The sequence below is a fragment of the Chelatococcus sambhunathii genome (assembly GCF_001418005.1).
GTDB lineage: Bacteria > Pseudomonadota > Alphaproteobacteria > Rhizobiales > Beijerinckiaceae > Chelatococcus_A > Chelatococcus_A sambhunathii.
The window spans coordinates 49,347-69,732 of sequence record NZ_LIOL01000006.1 but is presented as its reverse complement, the minus strand read 5'-3'; the positions used below and the strand labels follow the sequence as shown (position 1 = coordinate 69,732).

General features: G+C 68.4%; 18 protein-coding genes. 8 read left to right on the top strand and 10 right to left on the bottom strand.

The window, feature by feature from the left end; translation table 11 throughout:
* Positions 1-35 precede the first annotated feature (35 nt).
* The 5 genes from prmC to ASC46_RS12865 all read right to left on the bottom strand — a co-directional run bounded on the left by prmC (position 36) and on the right by ASC46_RS12865 (position 7,149).
* The gene (gene prmC / locus ASC46_RS12885) at positions 36-896 is read right to left on the bottom strand and encodes a peptide chain release factor N(5)-glutamine methyltransferase (RefSeq protein ID WP_342585599.1); all 861 of its coding nucleotides are present in this window, start codon (positions 894-896) and stop codon (positions 36-38) included.
* A 386-nt stretch (positions 897-1,282) separates the two neighbouring features.
* Entirely contained in the window at positions 1,283-2,374 is a 1,092-nt protein-coding gene (gene prfA / locus ASC46_RS12880; protein WP_055459719.1) for a peptide chain release factor 1, read from the bottom strand.
* Positions 2,375-2,456: 82 nt separating this feature from the next.
* Positions 2,457-4,721 (bottom strand): phosphoenolpyruvate--protein phosphotransferase, encoded by a 2,265-nt coding sequence (ptsP, locus tag ASC46_RS12875; protein ID WP_055459718.1) that lies wholly within the window; start codon positions 4,719-4,721, stop codon positions 2,457-2,459.
* Positions 4,722-4,887: 166 nt separating this feature from the next.
* Positions 4,888-5,820 (bottom strand): DMT family transporter, encoded by a 933-nt coding sequence (locus ASC46_RS12870; RefSeq protein ID WP_245280544.1) that lies wholly within the window; start codon positions 5,818-5,820, stop codon positions 4,888-4,890.
* Between the two features lie 90 nt (positions 5,821-5,910).
* A complete protein-coding gene (locus ASC46_RS12865; protein WP_055459717.1) occupies positions 5,911-7,149 on the bottom strand; it encodes an aspartate kinase in 1,239 nt (412 codons plus the stop codon).
* Between the two features lie 145 nt (positions 7,150-7,294).
* Between ASC46_RS12865 and ubiG the strand changes: the two genes are divergently transcribed.
* The gene (gene ubiG, locus ASC46_RS12860) at positions 7,295-8,080 is read left to right on the top strand and encodes a bifunctional 2-polyprenyl-6-hydroxyphenol methylase/3-demethylubiquinol 3-O-methyltransferase UbiG (protein ID WP_055459716.1); all 786 of its coding nucleotides are present in this window, start codon (positions 7,295-7,297) and stop codon (positions 8,078-8,080) included.
* A gap of 5 nt (positions 8,081-8,085) precedes the next feature.
* Positions 8,086-8,607, top strand: a complete 522-nt coding sequence (locus ASC46_RS12855) for a GNAT family N-acetyltransferase (RefSeq protein ID WP_055459715.1) — start codon at positions 8,086-8,088, stop codon at positions 8,605-8,607.
* Here the strand turns inward: ASC46_RS12855 and ASC46_RS12850 are convergent.
* Positions 8,604-9,449 carry a DMT family transporter gene (locus ASC46_RS12850; protein WP_245280543.1) on the bottom strand — a complete coding sequence of 282 codons (846 nt, stop codon included), beginning with the start codon at positions 9,447-9,449 and terminating at the stop codon, positions 8,604-8,606. The two genes, ASC46_RS12855 and ASC46_RS12850, sit on opposite strands and share 4 nt — an antisense overlap.
* A 257-nt stretch (positions 9,450-9,706) precedes the next feature.
* Here ASC46_RS12850 and ASC46_RS12845 point away from each other — a divergent pair, with 257 nt between their 5' ends.
* A complete protein-coding gene (locus tag ASC46_RS12845; RefSeq protein WP_082464827.1) occupies positions 9,707-10,558 on the top strand; it encodes a YihY/virulence factor BrkB family protein in 852 nt (283 codons plus the stop codon).
* Positions 10,559-10,786: 228 nt separating this feature from the next.
* Here ASC46_RS12845 and ccrA read toward each other — a convergent pair whose 3' ends face one another.
* A complete protein-coding gene (ccrA, locus tag ASC46_RS12840) occupies positions 10,787-12,076 on the bottom strand; it encodes a crotonyl-CoA carboxylase/reductase (RefSeq protein WP_055459713.1) in 1,290 nt (429 codons plus the stop codon).
* A 252-nt stretch (positions 12,077-12,328) separates the two neighbouring features.
* Here ccrA and ASC46_RS12835 point away from each other — a divergent pair, with 252 nt between their 5' ends.
* The 4 genes from ASC46_RS12835 (at position 12,329) to ASC46_RS12820 (ending at position 17,209) form a co-directional block, all read left to right on the top strand.
* Complete coding sequence (locus tag ASC46_RS12835) at positions 12,329-14,326, top strand: protein meaA (protein WP_055459712.1); 1,998 nt, start codon at positions 12,329-12,331, stop codon at positions 14,324-14,326.
* A 37-nt stretch (positions 14,327-14,363) separates the two neighbouring features.
* Positions 14,364-16,043 carry an acyl-CoA dehydrogenase family protein gene (locus tag ASC46_RS12830; RefSeq protein ID WP_055459904.1) on the top strand — a complete coding sequence of 560 codons (1,680 nt, stop codon included), beginning with the start codon at positions 14,364-14,366 and terminating at the stop codon, positions 16,041-16,043.
* A 98-nt stretch (positions 16,044-16,141) separates the two neighbouring features.
* The gene (locus tag ASC46_RS12825) at positions 16,142-16,591 is read left to right on the top strand and encodes a baeRF12 domain-containing protein (RefSeq protein ID WP_055459903.1); all 450 of its coding nucleotides are present in this window, start codon (positions 16,142-16,144) and stop codon (positions 16,589-16,591) included.
* A gap of 54 nt (positions 16,592-16,645) precedes the next feature.
* Positions 16,646-17,209, top strand: a complete 564-nt coding sequence (locus ASC46_RS12820) for a BRO-N domain-containing protein (protein ID WP_141659684.1) — start codon at positions 16,646-16,648, stop codon at positions 17,207-17,209.
* Between the two features lie 14 nt (positions 17,210-17,223).
* Here ASC46_RS12820 and ASC46_RS12815 read toward each other — a convergent pair whose 3' ends face one another.
* From ASC46_RS12815 to hpt, 3 genes are all read right to left on the bottom strand, one after another.
* Positions 17,224-18,387 (bottom strand): trans-sulfuration enzyme family protein, encoded by a 1,164-nt coding sequence (locus ASC46_RS12815; RefSeq protein ID WP_055459710.1) that lies wholly within the window; start codon positions 18,385-18,387, stop codon positions 17,224-17,226.
* Between the two features lie 115 nt (positions 18,388-18,502).
* The gene (locus tag ASC46_RS12810) at positions 18,503-18,865 is read right to left on the bottom strand and encodes a response regulator (RefSeq protein ID WP_055459709.1); all 363 of its coding nucleotides are present in this window, start codon (positions 18,863-18,865) and stop codon (positions 18,503-18,505) included.
* A 2-nt stretch (positions 18,866-18,867) separates the two neighbouring features.
* Complete coding sequence (gene hpt / locus ASC46_RS12805) at positions 18,868-19,422, bottom strand: hypoxanthine phosphoribosyltransferase (RefSeq protein ID WP_055459708.1); 555 nt, start codon at positions 19,420-19,422, stop codon at positions 18,868-18,870.
* 337 nt (positions 19,423-19,759) lie between these two features.
* On the opposite strand from hpt, the gene ftsE reads away from it, so the two are divergent.
* On the top strand, positions 19,760-20,383 hold the full coding sequence (ftsE, locus tag ASC46_RS12800; protein ID WP_245280552.1) for a cell division ATP-binding protein FtsE: 624 nt from the start codon (positions 19,760-19,762) through the stop codon (positions 20,381-20,383).
* The last annotated feature ends 3 nt before the right edge of the window (positions 20,384-20,386 follow it).

Sequence of the window (20,386 nt, the reverse complement as noted above, 5' to 3'; positions counted from 1 at the left end):
GCGCTCCGGCCCGGCGGGCCCCTCCGCCGACAGGCTCATCCAGCCGCCGCGACAACGACCGCGCGGGCAATGCCCGCGAGATCGGCATGGACCGTTATCGGCCCGAGTCCGGCGAAGAGGCCGGCGACGGCACCGTCCTGCCCCGCACCGACCTCAAGCGCCGCAAGACCGCCCTGAGCGAGGAGGCGCGGCGCATCGGCCGCGAGCGCCCGATAGGCATCGAGCCCGTCGCCGCCGCCGTCGAGGGCGAGCAGCGGATCGTATCGCCGCACTTCCGGCGCGAGGCCAGGGATCACGGCGCTCGCAATATAGGGTGGGTTCGAGACGAGGATGTCGATCGGCCCAGCAACGGCTGCGGACCAGTTGCCGACGATGAAACGCGCGCGCTCTGCTAGGCCAAGGCGCTCCGCATTGCCCCGCGCCGTCTGCGCAGCCTCCAGGGCGCGGTCGATGCCAAGGCCCGTGGCCTGGGGCAGTTCGTGCAGCAGCGCGAGGAGGATGCAGCCGGTGCCGGTACCAATGTCGAGGATGGTGAGCGGCGCATCGGCGCGGCCTTGCGCCCTCAACGTTTTCAGTACCGCCGCGACGAGCGTCTCGGTGTCGGGCCGCGGCTCCAGCGTCGCGGGCGACAGCCGAAAGGGCAGACCCCAGAACTCACGCTCGCCGAGGATGCGCGCCACCGGCTCGCGCGCGAGCCGGCGCGCCGCGACGGCGACGAGGCGCTTCGCGCCGTCCTCGCCAAGGGGTTCCGTCGGGTTGGCGGCGAGCTCCGCGCCGGCGATCTCGCATGCGGCCAGAAGGAGAAGTCGCGCGTCGAGCGCCGGGTTGTCGATGCCGGCGGCCGCAAAGGACGCGCGCAAATGCCGCAGGGCTTCCTGACGCGTCGTCGTCGGCATCAAAGGTGGAACCGGAGCGGGCATGGTCGTCAGGGTGATTCCTCCCGCTCCGTCGCAAACGGCGGCAGGGACATGTGGTGCCCGCTTGTTCGCGGGCCGCTGGGCGGGCCATAAGGCGCGTCTTATCCGCCGCAGAACCGCCGCATGCAAGCCATTCTCCTTCGAGCAGTTCGCCGACACCCTCCTGCCGCTCGATGCTGGGATTGCGGCCGAAGCTATGAGGCGGGCGACGATCACTCGCACAACTGGACCCTGCCCGCTCTCCCCTATCAGGGGGAGAGGGCCGGGGTGAGGGGCAAAAGCCAATAGCCGAAGCGCCTGCTGTCGCTTCGGTGGAGACGTTTTCCTTTCCACCATACTCCTCCGGCGGAGAGGGGATGCTGTCCTCACCCCGCCTGCGCTGCCAGTTGCGCCGTCTGGTGCTCGGTGATCAGAGCATCGATGACCTCGTCCAGGGCCGTACCCATCATCACCTCGTCGAGCTTGTAGAGGGTGAGGCCGATGCGGTGGTCGGTGAGGCGCCCTTGGGGGAAGTTGTAGGTGCGGATGCGTTCGGAGCGGTCGCCGGAGCCGACCTGCGCCCGCCGATCGGCCGCGCGCTCCGCGTCCTTGCGCTGACGCTCGGCGTCATAGAGGCGCGAGCGCAGGAGCGCCATGGCCTTGGCGCGATTGCGGTGCTGCGAGCGTTCGTCCTGCACCAGGACGACGATGCCAGTCGGCACATGCGTGATGCGCACGGCCGATTCGGTCTTGTTGACGTGCTGGCCGCCGGCGCCGCCGGCGCGCATGGTGTCGACCCTGAGATCGCCCTCGTCGATGGCGAAGTCGACCTCTGCAGCTTCCGGGAGGACGGCGACCGTGGCGGCCGAGGTGTGGATGCGGCCGGAAGCCTCCGTCTCCGGCACGCGCTGCACGCGGTGGACTCCGGATTCGAACTTGAGGCGGGCAAAGACGCCGCGGCCCTTCACCTCGGCGATGATCTCCTTGTAGCCGCCGACGGTACCCTCGCTTTCCGACAGGATCTCCACGCTCCAGCCCTTGAGGTCGGCGTAGCGGCTGTACATCCGGAAGAGGTCGCCGGCGAAGAGGGCGGCCTCGTCGCCGCCCGTCCCGGCGCGGATCTCGAGGATGGCGCTCTTCTCGTCGGCCTCGTCCTTCGGCAGCAGCAGCAGCTTGAGGGTGTGTGCCGCCTCGTTCACCGCCTCGCGTGCCCGCGGCAGTTCCTCTTCGGCGAGTGCGCGCATGTCTGCGTCCGTTGCCGGGTCGTCCATGAGCGCCTCGATTTCCGCGAGGTTCTTGCGCGCGCCCTCGAAGGCGTCGATCGCGACGACGACGGGATCGATCTCGGCGAGTTCGCGCGACAGCGCGACGAAATCGTCCGCCCCGGCGCCGGCCGCGAGGGTCGCAGTCAGAATGTCGCGCCGAGCCCGGATGGCGTCGAGCCTCTCTCGCGGGGGGGTAAAGGTCTGGTCGGACATGGCGTTTCCGAAATGCGGCTGCGTCGATACGGCCGTCAGGGCTGAGCGCACGGCCGGGGAACCGGGATGTGCGGCAGCGTCGCTACAACGGGATGTCGTGGGCCTCGGCGAAGCGCAGGAGCGCCTTGCGCAGGGACAGGTCGCCGTCTCCCGCGAGCAACCGCTCCATCTCCGCCGTGATGGCGCCGGCGTCGAGCTTGAGCAGCATCGCCTTGACGGGCCCGACCGCGGAGGGTGACATCGAGAGCCGGCGATAGCCGAGGCCGATGAGCGCCATCGCCTCGAGCGGCCGGCCCCCGATCTCGCCACAGACGGTGACCGGGCAGCCGAGCGCATCGGCCCGCTCGGCGACGACCTTGAGAGCCCGGAGCGCCGGCCGGCACAGCGGGTCGAATCGCGCGGCGACCTGCCGGTTCTCCCGGTCGGCGGCGAAAAGGAACTGCATCAGGTCGTTGGAGCCGACCGACATGAAGTCGACCTTGCGGGCGACCTCGTCGATGTGGAAGAGAAGCGAGGGCACCTCCACCATGACGCCCAGCGACAGCGACGCGGGCGGGGGGTGGCCGTGCCGCGCAAGATGCGCCTCTTCCCGCGCCACGATGGCCTTTGCCATTTCGAATTCCTCGACGGTGGCCACCATCGGGAACATGATCCTGAGGTGGTGCCCGGCTCCGGCGCGCAGCAGGGCGCGCACCTGCGAGCGCAGCAGCCCCGGCCGGTCGAGGCCGATGCGGATCGCGCGCCAGCCTAGCGCCGGGTTCTCCTCTTCCACCTGTTTCATGTAGGGCAGCACCTTGTCGCCGCCGATATCGAGCGTGCGGAAGGTGACGGGCCGGCCCTGCGCGGCTTCGAGCACGCTTGCATAGAGCGCAAGCTGTTCGCCGGTCGTCGGCAGGCGCTGCGCTACCATGAACTGGATTTCGGTCCGGAACAGGCCGACGCCGGCGGCATTCGTCTCCGCCAGATGCGGCATGTCGACGAGGAGGCCGGCATTGATGTTAAGGTCGATCGCGACGCCGTCGCGCGTGCGGCTCGGCAGGTCGCGCAGGCTGCGGTACTGCTCCTGCCGGCGGGCGCGCAGCCGCGCCTTCTCCGCATAGGCCGCCTCGACGTCGGGTGCCGGGCGGATCTGAACCTCGCCCGCGCCGCCGTCGACGATGATGGCGTCGCCCTGCTCGACGAGGCTCGTGATGTTCTCCACCTCCCCGACCGCCGGGATGCCGAGCGCCCGGGCGACGATGGCGATATGGCTCGTCGGGCCGCCTTCCTCGAGAATGACACCCCTGAGGTGTGCCCGGTCGTAGTCGAGCAGCGCGGCGGGCCCCATGGAACGGGCGACCAGGATGGCATTCTCCGGCAGGCCCTCCCGGCTGGTTGCGAAGTCGGTGCCGGCCAGCGTGTGCAGCAGCCGGTTGGCGAGGTCGTCGAGATCGTGCAGACGCTCGCGAAGATAGGGATCGGTCTGGCGCAGGAGGCGAGCGCGCGTGTCCGACTGCACGCGCTCGACCGCGGCCTCGGCCGTGAGGCCAGTGAGTACCGCCTCGCGGATGCGGCGCAGCCAACCCTGGTCGTTGGCGAACATGCGCACGGTCTCGAGCACGTCCCGGTGCTCGCCATGGTGGGCGACGTCGCCGCGCTCGATGAGCTTGTCGATAGCCGCCCGCATGGCGGCGATCGCATCCTCGAGGCGCTGCACCTCCCGCTGCACGTCCTCGGCGATGAGATTCTTCACGACAACCCGCGGCTCGTGCAGCACCACGTGTCCGAGGCCGACGCCATCGGCGAGGCACACCCCGCGCTGGTGCAGCGGCCGGCGGATGGCGATGTCGGCGCCCGGCGTCGCGATGGCTTGCAGTTCGCCCGAGGCGATCAGCTCCGCGAGGACCATCGCGGTCGTCTGCAGCGCCTCGATCTCCTCCTCGCTGTAGAGGCGGTGCGCCCTGTTCTGCACCACGAGCACGCCCAGCGTATTGCCGGCGCGCAGGATGGGAACGCCGAGGAAGGCGTGGTAGATCTCCTCGCCCGTCTCCGGGCGGTAGCTGAAGGCGGGATGCGACTGGGCGTCGGAGAGGGCGAGCGGCTCGGCCTCGCGGGCGATGAGACCGACGAGGCCCTCGTCCGCGCGCATGGCTGTCAGGTGCACGGCCTCGCGCTTCAGGCCTTCGGTGGCGTAAAGCTCCAGCACGCCGTCGGCACGCATGACATAGACCGAGCAGACCTCCGCCACCATGTTGGCGGCGATCTGGATGACAATCCTGTCGAGCTTCTCCTGCGCGTGGACCGGCTCCGCCATGACCTCGCGGAGGCGGCGCAGGAGAACGCGCGGGCCACCGAGAGCGCCTCGCATCAGCCGGTTCCCGTCATCGGGCCGCCAGCGCAGCCCGTTTCCTCTTCGTCGGACCGGCGCCGATGATCGTCTCCGGCCGACAGCTTCAACTAGCCGTATAACCAAGGTCTTGCCGCACCCGCAAGCTGCCGCGCGCATGTGGATGCGTATTTCCTTCCCGCCTGCTTCACGCGGGCGCGCGCCGGAAGGCGGCGAACAGGCGGCCGTCGATGGCGAGCAAACCCAGGCCGATCAGGCCCATTCCGGCCAGATGCCTCGCCGCGAGGGCCTCGTGGAGAAAGATGGCGCCGAAGAAGACGGCGCTCATCGGGATGAGCAGCGTCACCAGCGACAGATTGACCGCCCCCGCCGCGGTGAGGATGCGGAAGAAGAGGATATAGGCGAGCGCGGTGGAGGCGAGCGCCAGCGCGACGATCGCGGCCACCGGGCCGAGGCCGGGCGCCGGCAATGTCCACGGCTGTTCCACAAGGACGGCAAGCGGCGTCATCATCGCCGTCGTCGCCGTGAGCTGGCCGGTGGCGGCCACGAGCGGGCTCAGCCCGTAGCCGCGGAAGCGGCGCCCGAAGATGCCGGAGAAGGCGTAGGACAGCGCCGCGAGAAGAACGGCGACGGCGCCGATGACATCGGCACCCAGGCCCATGACGGCCGCCGGCCCGATCATCACCGCAACGCCGGCAAAGCCCAGCGCGACGCCGGCGAGCCGGTTGCCGGTCAGCTTTTCGTCGCTCGTCAGGAAATGGGCGACGATGACGGTGAAGACGGGCGTCATGGCGTTGAGGACGGAGGCGACTCCGCTCGGGATGCGCGCCTGTCCCCAGACGATGAGGCTGAAGGGGATGAGGTTGTTGAGGAGGCCCATGATCGCGAAGGCGACCCAGAAACGGCCGTCGATCGGCAGCCGCTGGCCCGAGAGCCGCAGCACGAGGTTGAGGGCGAGGGCGGCGATGCCGACGCGGGCCAGCACGATAGTGAGCGGCGGCACGGCCTTGACGGCGATGCCGATGAAGAGGAACGAGCCGCCCCACAGGACCGAAAGGGCGATCAGCATCGCCCATTCGGTTGGTCCCATGGCGGGGGTGCGTGGGGTGGCCGTCATCATGCTCCTCGATCGCTGCCCGTCGCAGCCGCCTGAACGTTAGCCGCGCGCGGGGAGGAGGCCACCCGAAACCGGGCCGGTCTTGCCTGCGCTCTAGGCCTTGTCGAGCCCGTAGAGCGAGTGCAGCGTGCGCACCGCAAGCTCTGTATAGGCCGCGTCGATCAGCACCGAGAACTTGATCTCGGACGTCGTGATGGCGCGGATGTTGATGCCCTTGTCGGCGAGCGCCTTGAAGGCCTTGGCGGCGACGCCGGCGTGGCTGCGCATGCCCACGCCGATGGCCGAGACCTTCACCACGTCTGTGGCGCCCTGCAGCGTGGCATAGCCGATCTCGCCGCGCGCCTTCTCGAGGATCGTCTTGGCGCGCTCATAGTCGGCGGCCGGCACGGTAAAGGTGATGTCGGTGGTCGTCGTGTCGTCGGACACGACCTGGATGATCATGTCGACGTTGATGTTGGCATCGGCCAGCGGCACGAAGATCGCGGCGGCGACGCCCGGCTTGTCGGCGACGCGGCGGAGCGTGATCTGGGCCTCGTCCTTGGAATAGGCGATGCCGGTGACGATCTGCTGTTCCACGATATCCTCCTCGTCACAGATCAACGTGCCCGGCTTGGGATCGGCGGGATCGTCGAAGCTGGAACGCACGAAAGTCTTCACATTATGGGTCATGGCGAGCTCGACCGAGCGCACCTGCAGCACCTTGGCGCCGAGCGAGGCCATCTCGAGCATCTCCTCGAAGGAGACGCGGTCGAGGCGCCGGGCCTGGGGCACGATGCGCGGGTCCGTCGTGTAGACGCCGTCGACGTCGGTGTAGATGTCGCAGCGGTCGGCATGGATGGCGGCGGCGAGCGCCACCGCGCTCGTGTCCGAGCCGCCGCGGCCGAGCGTCGCGATGCGGTTTGTCGGCTGGTGGATGCCCTGGAAGCCGGTGACGACCGCGACCTCGTTGCGCTCCTCGAAATGCTGGATGATGCGCGAGCCGTCGGCGCCCGTGATTCGGGCCGCGCCGTGGGCACCGTCGGTCAGGATCGGTATCTGCCAGCCCTGCCAGGAACGGGCCCAGATACCCATGTCCTGCAGCACGATGGCGAGGAGGCCCGCCGTCACCTGCTCGCCGGAGGCGACGACCGCGTCATACTCGCGCGCGTCGTGCAGGGCCGAGGCCTCGCGGCACCAGCCGACGAGTTCGTTCGTCTTGCCGGCCATCGCCGAGACGACGACCGCCACCTGGTGGCCGGCGTCGACCTCCCGTTTGACGTGCCTGGCCACGTTGCGGATGCGTTCGATATTGGCGACGGACGTGCCGCCGAACTTCATCACCAGACGGGCCATGGCAGGACTGACACCATTTACAGGACGACGGAAGGTGCTACAGCGACCAGGAGCCTGGCGCCAAGCACGCAAAAGGCGCGTATAGATGACGGGAGCCCCCTGCCGTGTCAACGGCGGGAAAGGCCCCCGGACGAGGGTGAGGGACATGGCTGGAACGAGGAGCGAGCCGCGGCACGGCACGGGTGAGCGCCGCACGGTGGATGAGCGGGAGGTGGCGCGCTTCGCCGCGCTCGCCGACACCTGGTGGGACCCGCGCGGATCGATGCGCGTGCTGCACAAGTTCAACCCGGTCCGCGTCGGCTATATCCGCGACGAGGCGGCGCGGCATTTCGGCCGCGACCCGGCGAGCCTGACCTGCCTGCAGGATCTTTCGGTGGTCGACATCGGCTGCGGCGGCGGGCTGCTGTGCGAGCCTCTGGCGCGCCTCGGGGCGGAGGTCACGGGGCTCGACCCCGCCACCACCAATGTGGAGGTGGCGCGCCTGCATGCGGAGCGTGCGGGCCTTTCCATCGCCTATCGCGATGAGACGGTGGAGGCCCTTGCCGCACGTGGCGAACGCTTCGATATCGTCTGCGCCATGGAGGTGGTGGAGCATGTTGCCGACGTCGGCGCCTTCGTCGCGGCCTGCTGCGCGGTGGTGAAACCGGGCGGCCTGCTCTTCATGGCGACCATCAACCGCACGCTGAAGTCCTATGCGCTCGCCATCGTCGGCGCGGAATATGTCCTGCGCTGGTTGCCGCGCGGCACCCATTCCTGGGAGAAGTTCGTCACGCCGGACGAGCTCACCGACGCCATCGAGGACGGCGGCCTCTCTGTGCTCGACCGCACCGGCGTGGTCTACAATCCGCTTGCCGACAGCTGGCGTCCGTCGCGCGATCTCGATGTCAACTACATGCTGGTCGCCGCCCGGCCGGGCGAGGCCGGCGCTTAGGTACGATGATCGAGGGCAGCGATGCCGCCGGCGCCGGCTGGCGGCCCATGACGGTGACGGACCTGCCGGAGGTCGATGCCATCGCGCGGGCGGTGCATCCGGGCTTTCCCGAACGGCCAGAGGTCTTCGCCGAGCGCCTTGCGCTCTTCCCGGCCGGCTGCCTGATCCTGGAGCGGGACGGCGAGGCGGCCGGCTATCTCCTCAGCCATCCCTGGCACGCTGGCGCGCCCCCGCCGCTCGACAGCCTCCTCGGCCGTCTGCCGCCGGTCGCGACCACCTATTATCTGCACGACATCGCCCTGTTGCCGCCCGGTCGCGGCACCGGCGCTGCCGCAGCCGCGCTGCCCCATCTCGTGCGGCAGGCGCGGATCGCGGGAGCCGACAACCTCTCGCTCGTGGCCGTCAACAATTCCGCTGCATTCTGGCAGCGCCACGGCTTCGTGGCGGCCGACGCACCGGGACTTGCCGACAAGCTCGCCAGCTACGGCGAGGATGCGCTCTACATGTGGAGCATGATCGCGTCTTAAGCGCCGCGGCTCGCGATGGCGACGCCGACGGCGGCGATGGCCATGCCCAGCATCTGCAGCGGCGCGAGGCTCTCGCCGAAGATAAGGAAGGCCATGACGGCCGACACCGGCGGCACCAGATAGAGCAGGGAGGCGACACCCGCCACTGCGCCCCGGCGAATGAGGTGCATCAGCAGGAGGATGCCCCCGATCGACAGGACGACGACCGCCCAGGCGAGGCCGGCAAGCGCGGGCGGCGCTGGGTCGAAGCGCATGTCCCCGGCGAGCAGCATGGCCGGCAGGGTCACGAGCGCCGCCCCGATGAACTGCACGACGGCGTTGGTGCGCAGGTCCGAGCCGGCGCCCGTCCGCTTCTGCCAGAACGTTCCCATGGTGATGGACACCATGCCGAGCGAGCAGGCAAGTACCGCCATCGGCGCGAGGCCGTCGACCCCGCCGAGCTTCGGCACGAGCACAAGGAGGGCGCCCGCAAAGCCGGTGATGATGCCGAGCCAGCGCCGTGGGCTGACCCTTTCGCCGATGAGGGGCCCGGCGAGCGCCCCGGTGAGCAGCGGCTGCATGCCGGCGATGAGCGCGGCGATGCCAGCCGGCAGGCCGTGGCCGACGGACCAGAACACGCCGCCGAGATAGACGCCGTGCAGCAGCACGCCGGCCACGAGGCCGTCGCGCCAGCCGCGCGCCGTCCGCGGCCAGGGCGCGCCAACGGCGAGGCACAGGCCACCGAGCACGGCTATGGTAAGGCAATAGCGGATGAAGAGGAAGGTGAACGGCTCGGCATGGGGCGCGACGAGGCGCGCCACGACGAAGCCTGTCGCCCAGATGACGACGAAAAGCGCCGGCATCAGCCGTTCGGCGGGCATGGAGGGCGGGAACGGCAAGGCAGGTCGATCCGTTGTCGAGAAGGGGCTGCACCCAACCATGGCGGCGGCCGAGCCGCAATGTCGGGGCGGCCACACAGCCGTGCGACCATGTGTCCGGTCGCCATCCGGCTTGCCATGCGACTTGTCAGCGGCGGCCGGAATGCCGAACTTGGCGGGCGAGCGCCGGGAGGAGCGATGCAGGTCACGAGGCGAAAGGCCGCCGTGCAAGGGGAGCGACGGTGAAGGCGATAGCCATTTCGGCACGCGTCCTCTGGCGGGCCTTCGAACGGTTCAATGATCATGATGGCTGGGCGATCGCGAGCCACATCGCCTTGTCCGGCCTGATGTCGCTCTTTCCGTTCCTCATTCTCGTCACGGCGCTCGCCGGTTTCATCGGCTCGACCGATCTTGCCCGCGGCGTCGCCGACCTCATCTTCGAAACCTGGCCGAGCGAGGTTGCCGGTTCGGTGGCCGGCGAGGTGCGCAAGGTCATGACCCAGCAGCGGCGCGACCTCCTGACGGTCGGCGCTCTCCTTGCGGTCTATTTCTCCTCGAACGGCGTCGAATCGCTGCGCATCGGCCTTAATCGCGCCTATGACTGCTACGACTGGAGGCCCTGGTGGCTGACACGGCTCGAGGCGATCGCCTACGTCCTCGTCGGAGCCATCGCGCTCATGGTCTTCGCCCTCCTCGTCGTCTTCGGTCCGCTTGCCTGGCGCGCGATCGTCGCCGAGGTGCCGGCACTGCGCCCGCTCGGTCCGCTCATCGTCACGGCGCGCTTTGCCGTGGCGACGATCGTCATCGTCGTGGCCCTGCTTATTGCCCATCTCCTCCTGCCGGGCGGGCGGCGCAGCGTGAGGTCGGTGCTGCCGGGCATCGCTGCGACCCTGGTGCTCTGGCTCATCGGCGGCACCGCCTTCGGCCTCTATCTCGAGGGCTTCGCCACCAATTACGTGTCGACCTATGCCGGCCTCGCCTCCGGCATGATCGTGCTCGTCTTCCTCTATATCCTGTCCGCCATCTTCATCTTTGGCGGCGAGCTCAACGCCGCGCTGATCCGCGAGCGCGAGGTGGACGATGGCGGCTTGTAGCGGAGTGAGGCCAAGGACTGCAGAAGCCTAGTGTAGCGAGGGGCGAGCTTTCCACCGTCATGACCACTCGTCGGGGGCATCCATGCCGCGACGATCGTGCGAGGCCCAAGACGTGGATGGCCGGGGCAAGCCCGTCCAGGACGGCGGAGAGGCCGACCCCGGCGGTGGCGCCACGGGCGATCCGCCGGGCTCCGGATGGATCGGCCCGCAGCACCGTCCGGGGGTCACTCAACCTTCTCGCGCTGCCTCCAGCACGTCGTCGAAGCTCCGCAGGCCGGGCCGCGGCGCATTGACGAGCACGGCCATGTTGCCGGGCTTGTGCTCATTCTTCCACATCTTGGTATGCGCGGCCGGGATCTCGTGCCAGGAGAGGACTTCGGACATGCATGGGTCGATACGCCGGTCGACGACGAATTTGTTGGCGGCGGCAGCCTGCTTGAGATGGGCGAAGTGGGAGCCCTGGATGCGCTTCTGCCGCATCCAGACGTAGCGGGCGTCGAAGGTGAGGTTGAATCCGGTTGTGCCGGCGCAGAACACCACCATGCCGCCGCGCTTCACGACCAGGGTCGAGACCGGGAAGGTCTGTTCGCCCGGGTGCTCGAAGACGATATCGACGTCTTGCCGGCCGGTGATGTCCCAGATCGCCTTGCCGAACTTGCGCGCCTCCTGCGTCCAGGCGGCATATTCGGGCGAGTTCACCTTGGGCAATTGCCCCCAGCAGTTGAAGTCCCTGCGGTTGATGACGCCCTTGGCGCCGAGGCCGAGCACGTAGTCGCGCTTGTCCTCGTCGGAGATGATGCCGATGGCATTGGCGCCGGCGGCGGCGCACAGCTGCACGCCGAAAACGCCGAGCCCCCCCGAGGCGCCCCAGACGAGCACGTTGTCGCCGGGCTTCAGCGTATGCGGCGCGTGGCCGAAGAGCATGCGGTAGGCGGTGGCGAGGGTCAGCGTGTAGGAGGCGCATTCCTCCCACGTCAGGTGCTTCGGCCGCTCCATGAGCTGGCGCGACTGCACGCGGCAGAACTGGCCGAAGGAGCCGTCCGGCGTCTCATAGCCCCAGATGCGCTGCGAGGGCGAGAACATCGGATCGCCGCCGTTGCACTCCTCGTCGTCGCCGTCGTCCTGGTTGCAGTGCACGACGACTTCGTCGCCAACCTTCCAGCGTCTCACCTTGGAGCCGACGGCCCAGACGATGCCGGCGGCGTCGGAGCCGGCCACATGGTATGGCTGCTTGTGGACGTCGAGCACCGAAATCGGCTGGCCGAGCGCGGCCCAGACGCCATTGTAGTTGACGCCGGCGGCCATCACGAGCACCAGCACCTCGTCGTCGCCGATGGTCCAGGTCGGCACAACTTCGAGCTGCATCGATTCTTCCGGTGGCCCGTGCCGCTCCTTGCGGATGGCCCAGGCATGCATCTTCGCCGGCACATGGCCGAGAGGCGGAATCTCGCCGATGGCGTAAAGGTCCTTGCGCTCGTCCGTGCCGCCCGCGGTGGTCGCTCTGGCTGTGGCGTTCATGCGGCCTCCTGTCGTTCGTGTTTCCCCGGCGCGCCCTCTTGATGACGGGGCTCTGCTGCGCTGCGCCATGGACAGAATGAATGATATTGCGATGCAGCGAAAGCGAAAACGCCCGTTGGCGGGCGCCGGTTGCATTCGACCTTCGGCCAATCCGGCATTTTGCGCTTGCAGCGCGGGTTGCTGCGCCGCACCATGACGTCAGAACAGCAGCGCGGGAAAAACGAACCCGCGAGCGCATGATGGGGAGACGGCATGAGCGAGCGAGACGGCGGCGCGCGCCCGCACCGGGACAGGCCCTGGATCTTCCGCACCTACGCGGGCCATTCGACGGCGGCGGAATCAAACCGGCTCTACCGCACCAATCTCGCGCGCGGCCAGACCGGTCTGTCGGTCGCCTTCGACCTGCCGACGCAGACCGGTTACGACCCGGACCATGCGCTCGCTCGCGGCGAGGTAGGCAAGGTCGGTGTCTCCATCGCCCATATCGGCGACATGCGCACCCTCTTCGAGGGCATCCCGCTCGCGGAGATGAACACCTCCATGACGATCAATGCGACGGCGGCGTGGCTGCTGTCGCTCTACATCGCTGTTGCTGACGGGCAGGGTGCCGCGCGAGGGCGCCTCGCGGGCACGACGCAGAACGACATCGTCAAGGAATATCTCTCGCGCGGCACCTATGTCTTCCCGCCGGTGCCGTCGATGCGCCTCACCAAGGACATCGTGTTGTTCACGACGCGTGAGGTGCCGAAGTGGAATCCGATGAACGTCTGCTCCTACCACCTGCAGGAGGCGGGCGCGACACCCGTGCAGGAGTTGTCGTTCGCGCTCGCCACGGCCATTGCCGTCCTCGACACCGTGCGGGGTAGCGGCGAGGTGGATGAGGAGACCTTCGCCGAGGTCGTCGGGCGCATTTCCTTCTTCGTCAACGCGGGCATGCGCTTCATCACCGAGCTCTGCAAGATGCGCGCCTTCGCGGAACTGTGGGATGAGATCTGCGTCGATCGTTACGGCATCACGGATGCGAAAAAGCGCCTCTTCCGCTACGGCGTTCAGGTCAATTCCCTCGGCCTCACCGAGCAGCAGCCCGAGAACAACGTCTACCGCATCCTCATCGAGATGCTCGCCGTCGTGCTCTCCAAGAAGGCGCGCGCGCGCGCCGTGCAGTTGCCCGCGTGGAACGAGGCGCTCGGCCTGCCGCGTACCTTCGACCAGCAATGGTCGCTGCGCATGCAGCAGATCATGGCCTACGAGACGGACCTGCTCGAATATGACGACATCTTCGACGGTTCCCGCGTGATCGAGGAGAAGGCAGAGGCGTTGAAGGATGCGGCGCGGGCGGAACTCGCCCGCATCGAGTCGCTCGGCGGGGCCGTCGCCGCGGTCGAGACCGGCTATCTCAAGCGGGCGCTCGTTGAATCGAATGCGGCCCGGCTCGCTGCCATCGAGGCGGGCGAGCAGGTCGTCGTCGGTGTCAACCGCTGGACGGAGAGCGAGCCTTCCCCGCTCCTGGCTGGGGAGGGGGCCATTCTCACCGTGCCGGAGACGGTCGAGATGGAGGCCGTGGCCCGGCTCAGGGAGTGGCGGGCCCGGCGCAACGGCAGCGAGGTTGCGGCGGCGCTTTCCGATCTCGAGGCCGCGGCGCGCGAGGCGCGCAACATCATGGAGCCATCGATCCGCTGCGCCCGTGCCGGCGTCACCACCGGCGAATGGGGCGAGACCCTGCGCCGCGTCTTCGGCGAATACCGTGCGCCGACCGGCGTCTCCATTGAGACGCGCTCGCCCGAGGTCGACCGCGATGTGCGCCTGCTGGTGGCTGATCTTGCGGAAAAGCTCGGCGGTCCGCCGCGCCTCGTCGTCGGCAAGCCGGGGCTCGACGGCCATTCCAACGGTGCCGAGCAGGTGGCCCTGCGCGCCCGCGATGTCGGCATGGACGTGACCTACGACGGCATCCGCCAGACCCCGGCGGACATCGTGGCCCGGGCCCGCGCGGTTGATGCCCATGTCATCGGCCTCTCCATCCTCTCTGGCTCCCACGTGCCGCTCGTGCGCGACGTCATGGCGCGGCTGCGCTCCGAGGGACTGGACCACATTCCGGTCGTCGTCGGCGGCATCATCCCGCCGGAGGACGAACTGGTGCTGCAGAACATCGGCGTCTCCGCCGTCTACACGCCGAAGGACTATGCGCTCGACGAGGTGATGGCCGGCATCGTCCGGGTCGTCGAGCGCGCCCGCGCCCGGCTCGATGCCTGAGCGCTCCATTAAGAAACGATAACGAAAGGGAGACATGATGAGCCCTGCCGCTGCCGCGAGCACGATACCGACCGATCTGCGCACCCTCGCCCGCGAGGCGGCCAAGGCACTCGGCGCACTGACAGGGACCGCGACAGAGGCGACACGGATCACCGTCATGATGGAGGGGCGTATCGCGCCGGACAGGCTCGACCGCGCCCAGCACATGGCCCATGGTCTCGCCTGGATCGCGACCTATGCCACGGCCGTGCGCGAGCTCGCCGCCTGGGCCGATCGGCTCGCCGGGGAAGGCCGCTTCGGCGAGGTGGAGGAACTCATCCTCGCCATAGGCGCGGGCGAATATTGCGCGCAGGTCTTCGGCGGCATCCCCATGAGCCAGGGCGAGATCGTGCGGCCTGATGTCTTCGGTTTCGACGAAGCGGCGCTTGCCACCTTGCGTACACCGGCGCTGCGGACGCTCATAGCTCAAGGCAATACGGCTGAAAACCGTGCCCGGCTGGCGATGCTCATCCGCCAGCGCGATGGCGCCTCGAGCATCGGCGACACCGGTCTCGACGAGACGCTCGAGGCCATCCGCGCCGAGATGCGCCGGTTCGCCGATGCGGAGGTCATGCCGCACGCGCAGGACTGGCATCGCAGCAACAGCTACATTCCGCTCGAGATCATCGCCGACATGGCCGCGCTCGGTGTCTTCGGCCTCACCATCCCCGAACAATACGGCGGCATGGGACTGTCCAAGGTGTCCATGTGCGTCGTCTCGGAGGAGCTGTCGCGCGGCTATATCGGCGTCGGCTCCCTCGGCACGCGCTCCGAGATCGCGGCCGAACTGATCCTCGGCGGCGGCACGGAGGAGCAGAAAGCACGTTTCCTGCCGAAGATCGCGAGCGGAGAGATCCTGCCGACGGCGGTCTTCACGGAGCCGAACACCGGTTCGGACCTCGCGTCCCTGAAGGCGCGCGCCCTGCGCGAGGGCGAAGTCTACAAGGTCCACGGCAACAAGACCTGGATCACGCATCCCGTGCGTGCCGACCTCATGACCCTGCTCGTGCGCACCGACCCGGCCGAGCCCGGCCACCGCGGCCTTTCCATCCTGCTGGCCGAGAAACCGCGCGGCACGGATGAAGACCCCTTCCCGGTGGCGGGGTTGACGGGTGGCGAGATCGAGGTGCTCGGCTATCGCGGCATGAAGGAGTACGAACTCGCCTTCGATGGCTTCGAGGTGCCGGCGGCCAATCTTCTCGGCGGGCACGAGGGGCAGGGTTTCAAGCAACTGATGCAGACCTTCGAGGCGGCCCGCATCCAGACGGCGGCGCGCGCCCTTGGCGTCGCGCAATCGGCCTTCGAGCTCGGCCTGCGCTATGGCGAGGAGCGGATGCAGTTCGGCAAGAGCCTCATCCACTTCCCGCGGGTTGCCGACAAGCTCGTCATGATGGCGGTCGAGATCATGCTTGCCCGTCAGCTCACCTATTTCGCCGCCCGCGCCAAGGACGAGGGCCGGCGTTGCGATCTCGAGGCTGGCATGGCGAAGCTTCTGGCAGCCCGCGTCGCCTGGGCGGCGGCAGACAATGCTGTGCAGATCCACGGCGGCAACGGCTTTGCGCTCGAATATCCGGTGTCGCGCGTGCTGTGCGATGCGCGCATCCTGTCGATCTTTGAAGGCGCTGCCGAGATCCAGGCCCAGGTCATCGCCCGCCGCCTGATCGAGGAACTGTCCTGACCTTTGCCGTGTTCGCTTCCTGAAGGGCTTTCACGCGCGTGTCTGGCATCGCGCGTGCCCGCTTCCCACATAAGTCAATGCAGCCAAGGAGGACCATGATGAGCGGACTACGCCTTGCCCACGACACCTGGGTTCTCGTCGGCGACGGAGAGAAGGCGCTCTTATTCCGCAACGAGGGGGACGCCGCCTATCCGAACCTTGTCGTCGAGAATGTCTTCGCGCAGGACAATCCGCCCAATCGCGAGCAGGCTACGGACGTGCCGGGCCGCATGAACCGTGGCCGGCCCAGCAACAACAAGAGTGCCATCGAGCCGACGGACTGGCACCGTCTCGCCAAGGATCGATTCGCGAGCGAGGTGGCAGAAACACTCTACCGGGCGGCGCACGAAAAGCGATTCGAGCGGCTTGTCGTCGTCGCTCCGCCGCAGACGCTCGGCGAATTGCGCAAGGCCTTCCACAAGGAGGTCAGCGAGCGCATCGTCGCCGAGGTGGACAAGACGCTCACCTCCCACCCGGTCTACGATATCGAGAAGGTCCTGACGGCCTGAAGTGCCTGCGCCACCCGCCAGGTGGTGCCGCGCGGGCGCTCCTGCAAAAGCCCCATGGCTGCCGGCGGGTGTTGCCACGCCGCGCGTTGCGTTGTCAGCTATCGGAATGGCGCAACGAGCGAGGGGAGCGTACCGGCGATGGGGTGGGCCCTGGAGAGTTTCGAAGCCGATACCGTTTTTCGCCTGCCTTGGCCGGAGACCGGCGACGAGGTGCGGTTCGTTGAACGCGCTGGCGGGTTGTGGTTCGTCGCGGCCGACGTTTGCCGGTCCCTGCGCTTCACCTTGAACCGGGCCGGCGCCATCAACGTCACCCAAGCGCTCGCCTGTGTCGGTCCCGATGACAAGATGCTGGTGCGGCTGGAGACGAGCCCGGGCACATTTCGGCCATTCACGCGCTACATGCTGGTGTCGGAAGCGGGCCTTGAAGCGCTTGTGGCCGAAGGGCTCGCCCGCCGCGCGCCGGCCGTCGATGCCGTCGATCTGCCGGCTGTCGCCCGGCTTGTACGCTCTGCCGCGCGCAATCTCGTCGTGGCCCTCGGCGGCCGGACGGACTCGGCGTCGCACGGAAGCGGCGAAGCGTGCCGGAAGGCGGCACCGCGCCCCGCGGTCGGGGGCTGACGTCGGATGCGGTCTCAGCCGTGCCGGGTCGCCCGCTCGAGCGCGGAGGACAGGTCATCGTAGAGATCCTGCGGATCCTCGATGCCGACCGACAGGCGCAGGAGATCGGGCGGGCAGGGCGATCCCGCCCCCTCGATGGAGGCGCGATGCTCGATCAGGCTCTCGACGCCGCCGAGGGAAGTCGCCCGCTTCCACAGCTGGACCTTCGCGGCCGTCGCGATGGCCGCCTGTGGGCCGGCTGCGAGCCGGATCGACAGCATGTAGCCGAAGCCGTTCGCCATCTGCCGGGCCGCGACGGCATGGCCAGGGTGGCCCGGCAGGCCCGGATAGAGCACCTTCGCCACCGCGGGATGAGCGGCGAGCCGTTCGGCGAGCGTTGCAGCCGAGGCGCTCTGGGCCGCGGCGCGCAAGTGGAAGGTGCGCATACCGCGCATCAGGAGATAGGCCTCGAAGGGGCCGAGAATGCCGCCCTGACCCCTACGGATCGTCGTGATGCGGGCCCAGAAGTCGTCCTCGGCACCGGTGGCGAGCGCCCCGGCGACGACATCCGAATGGCCGTTGAGGATCTTTGTCGCCGCATGCATCACGATATCGGCGCCGAGCGCCAGCGGCTGGCTGTGGAAGGGCGAGGCGGTGGTGGAATCGACCGCAAGGCGCGCGCCGGCTGCATGGGCGATCTCGGCGGCGGCGGCAATGTCGGTGATCGTCCACAGCGGGTTAGACGGGGTCTCAATCCAGACGAGCCTGGTGCGGCCGGGCGTGACGGCGGCGCGCAGTGCGTCAAGATCGGCGGTATCGACGAAATCGACGAGGAGGCCCCAGCGCCTGGCCTCGTTCGCCAGCCAGTGGCGCAGCGCCCAGTACATCACGGTCGGCGCGACAATGTGGTCGCCGGGGTCGAGCGCCTGGAAAAGGGCAGTGGCTGCGGCCATGCCTGAGCCGAAGAGCAGCGCCTCCTTGCCCCCCTCCAGCATGGCGAGGACGGCCTCGGCCTCGCGCGTCGTGGCGTTGTCGGGCCGGCCGTAGACGTAGCCCGACGAATAGGCGTTGTCCTCGTCCCGGATATAGGTCGTCGCCACATGGATAGGCGGCACCACGGCCTTGGTCACCGGATCGGTGACACCCATGGCCTGCGCGGCGAGGGTGCGGGCGGACCAGGGCTTCTGGGGCGCGGTCATGGGAAGCTCCTTGCGGCGCGCGAACCGGGATGCGTGCATATGACGCCAGCCGGCAGGCGACGCAAGCGGCGCGACGAAGCGTCCGACTGCGCCGGGCGCATGGCGGTGGCCGCCTTCAGCTCAACGCGTCCCGCACGCTCGTGCGCAGGTCCGCCAGTGAGAAGGGTTTTGTCAGGACGTCGATGACGATGCCGTCGAGGGAACCTGCCCGCTCGCGCTGGTCGGCGAAGCCGGTCATCAACATGACCGGAAGCTCGGGGTAGGAGCGCTTGGCCGCATGCGCGAGGGCGATCCCGTCCATGATGGGCATGCGGATATCGGTGAGCAGGAGGTCGAAACGGCCCTCGTGCTGGTCGAGACGGGCAAGGCCGTCCTCGCCGTCGATGGCCGTGACGACCGCATGGCCGTCGATCTCCAGCCCGCGCTTCAGGAAGCCGCGGACGCCTTCCTCATCGTCGACGAGCAGAATATGCGCCATCGTCACTGCTCCTTGCGGTCCTTGTCTTCTGTCTCCACGACGCCGACGAACGGCAGTTGCCGGTAGCGGTGGGCGACGTCCATGCCGTAGCCGACCACGAACAGGTCCGGGCATTCGAAGCCGATGTAGTCGGCATCGATCTGAACCGCGCGCTTGCCCGGCTTCTCGAGCAGGACGGCGGATTTCACGGTGCGCGCGCCGCGCGCCATCAGAAGGTCTTTTGCGAAGGCGAGGGTGCGGCCCGATTCGAGGATGTCGTCGACGAGCAGCACGTCGCGGTCGCGTACGTCGCTCTCGACATCCTTCAGGATTTCGACCTGCCCGGAGGAAACGGTTGCCTCGCGATAGCTCGACATGTGCACGAACTCGACCTGCGGCTCGAGCCCGGCCCTGTGCAGCGCGCGAATGAGATCGGCCGCGAACATGAAACTGCCCTTGAGCACGGCGACGACGAGCAGGTCGTGCGGCTTGGAGGCCGCTACGGCCCTGGCGATGTCCTCGTTGCGGGCGGCGATCTTGCTCTCGTCGAACAGAACCCGGATGCTCTTGGTCTGCATGGTCTGGCCTTTATCGTTGCCCACGGCGAAGCGCACGCTGCCGCTTAGCCGCCACCGGCGATGGGTGCAAGTAGGACGGGCGGGCAGGGTCCGGGCGCGGATCCATCCGCTGCCGGGGCGCCCGCGCCTCCGCGCGTATGACCCTATAGGCGTTGGCGCGGGAAGGACAGACAATGGGCATGGCGAATCAGGCTGGCTTGCGCGGCCTGCCCCGGGTAGGACAGGCATCCGCGTAACACCAATTGGTCGGCCCTCATGGTTAACGAACCGTGAACGCGCCGCGGCCGCGAGGAGGTGACTGGTGGTTCGTTTCGACAATGTCGGACTGCGCTACGGCATGGGGCCGGAGGTGCTGAGAGACCTGACGTTCTCGATCGAGCCGCGCTCGTTCCAGTTCCTGACCGGCCCGTCGGGCGCGGGCAAGACGACGCTGCTGCGCCTCATTCTTCTCGCGCTCAAGCCCACGCGGGGCCTCATCACGCTGTTCGGCGAGGATGTATCCCAGATCGGCGGGGACGCGTTGACAGCCCTGCGCCGGCGCATGGGCGTCGTCTTCCAGGACTTCCGGCTGCTCGACCATCTCACCACATACGAGAACGTCGCTCTGCCGCTGCGCGTGCAGGGGCGGGAGGAAGCGGGCTACCGTGCCGAGGTGGTGGAACTGCTGCGCTGGGTTGGCCTCGGCGAACGCATGCACGTGCTGCCGCCTGTGCTCTCGGGCGGCGAAAAGCAGCGCGCGGCCATTGCCCGCGCCCTCATCGCCCGGCCGGAGCTACTCCTTGCCGACGAGCCGACCGGCAATGTTGACCCCAGCCTCGCCAGACGCCTGCTGCGCCTCTTCGTGGAGCTCAACCGGCTCGGCACGTCGGTGATCATCGCCACGCACGATCTTGCGCTCATGGATCAGGTGGACGCTCGGCGCCTGGTGCTTGGCGAAGGCCGCCTGCATATCTACGAGTGATCG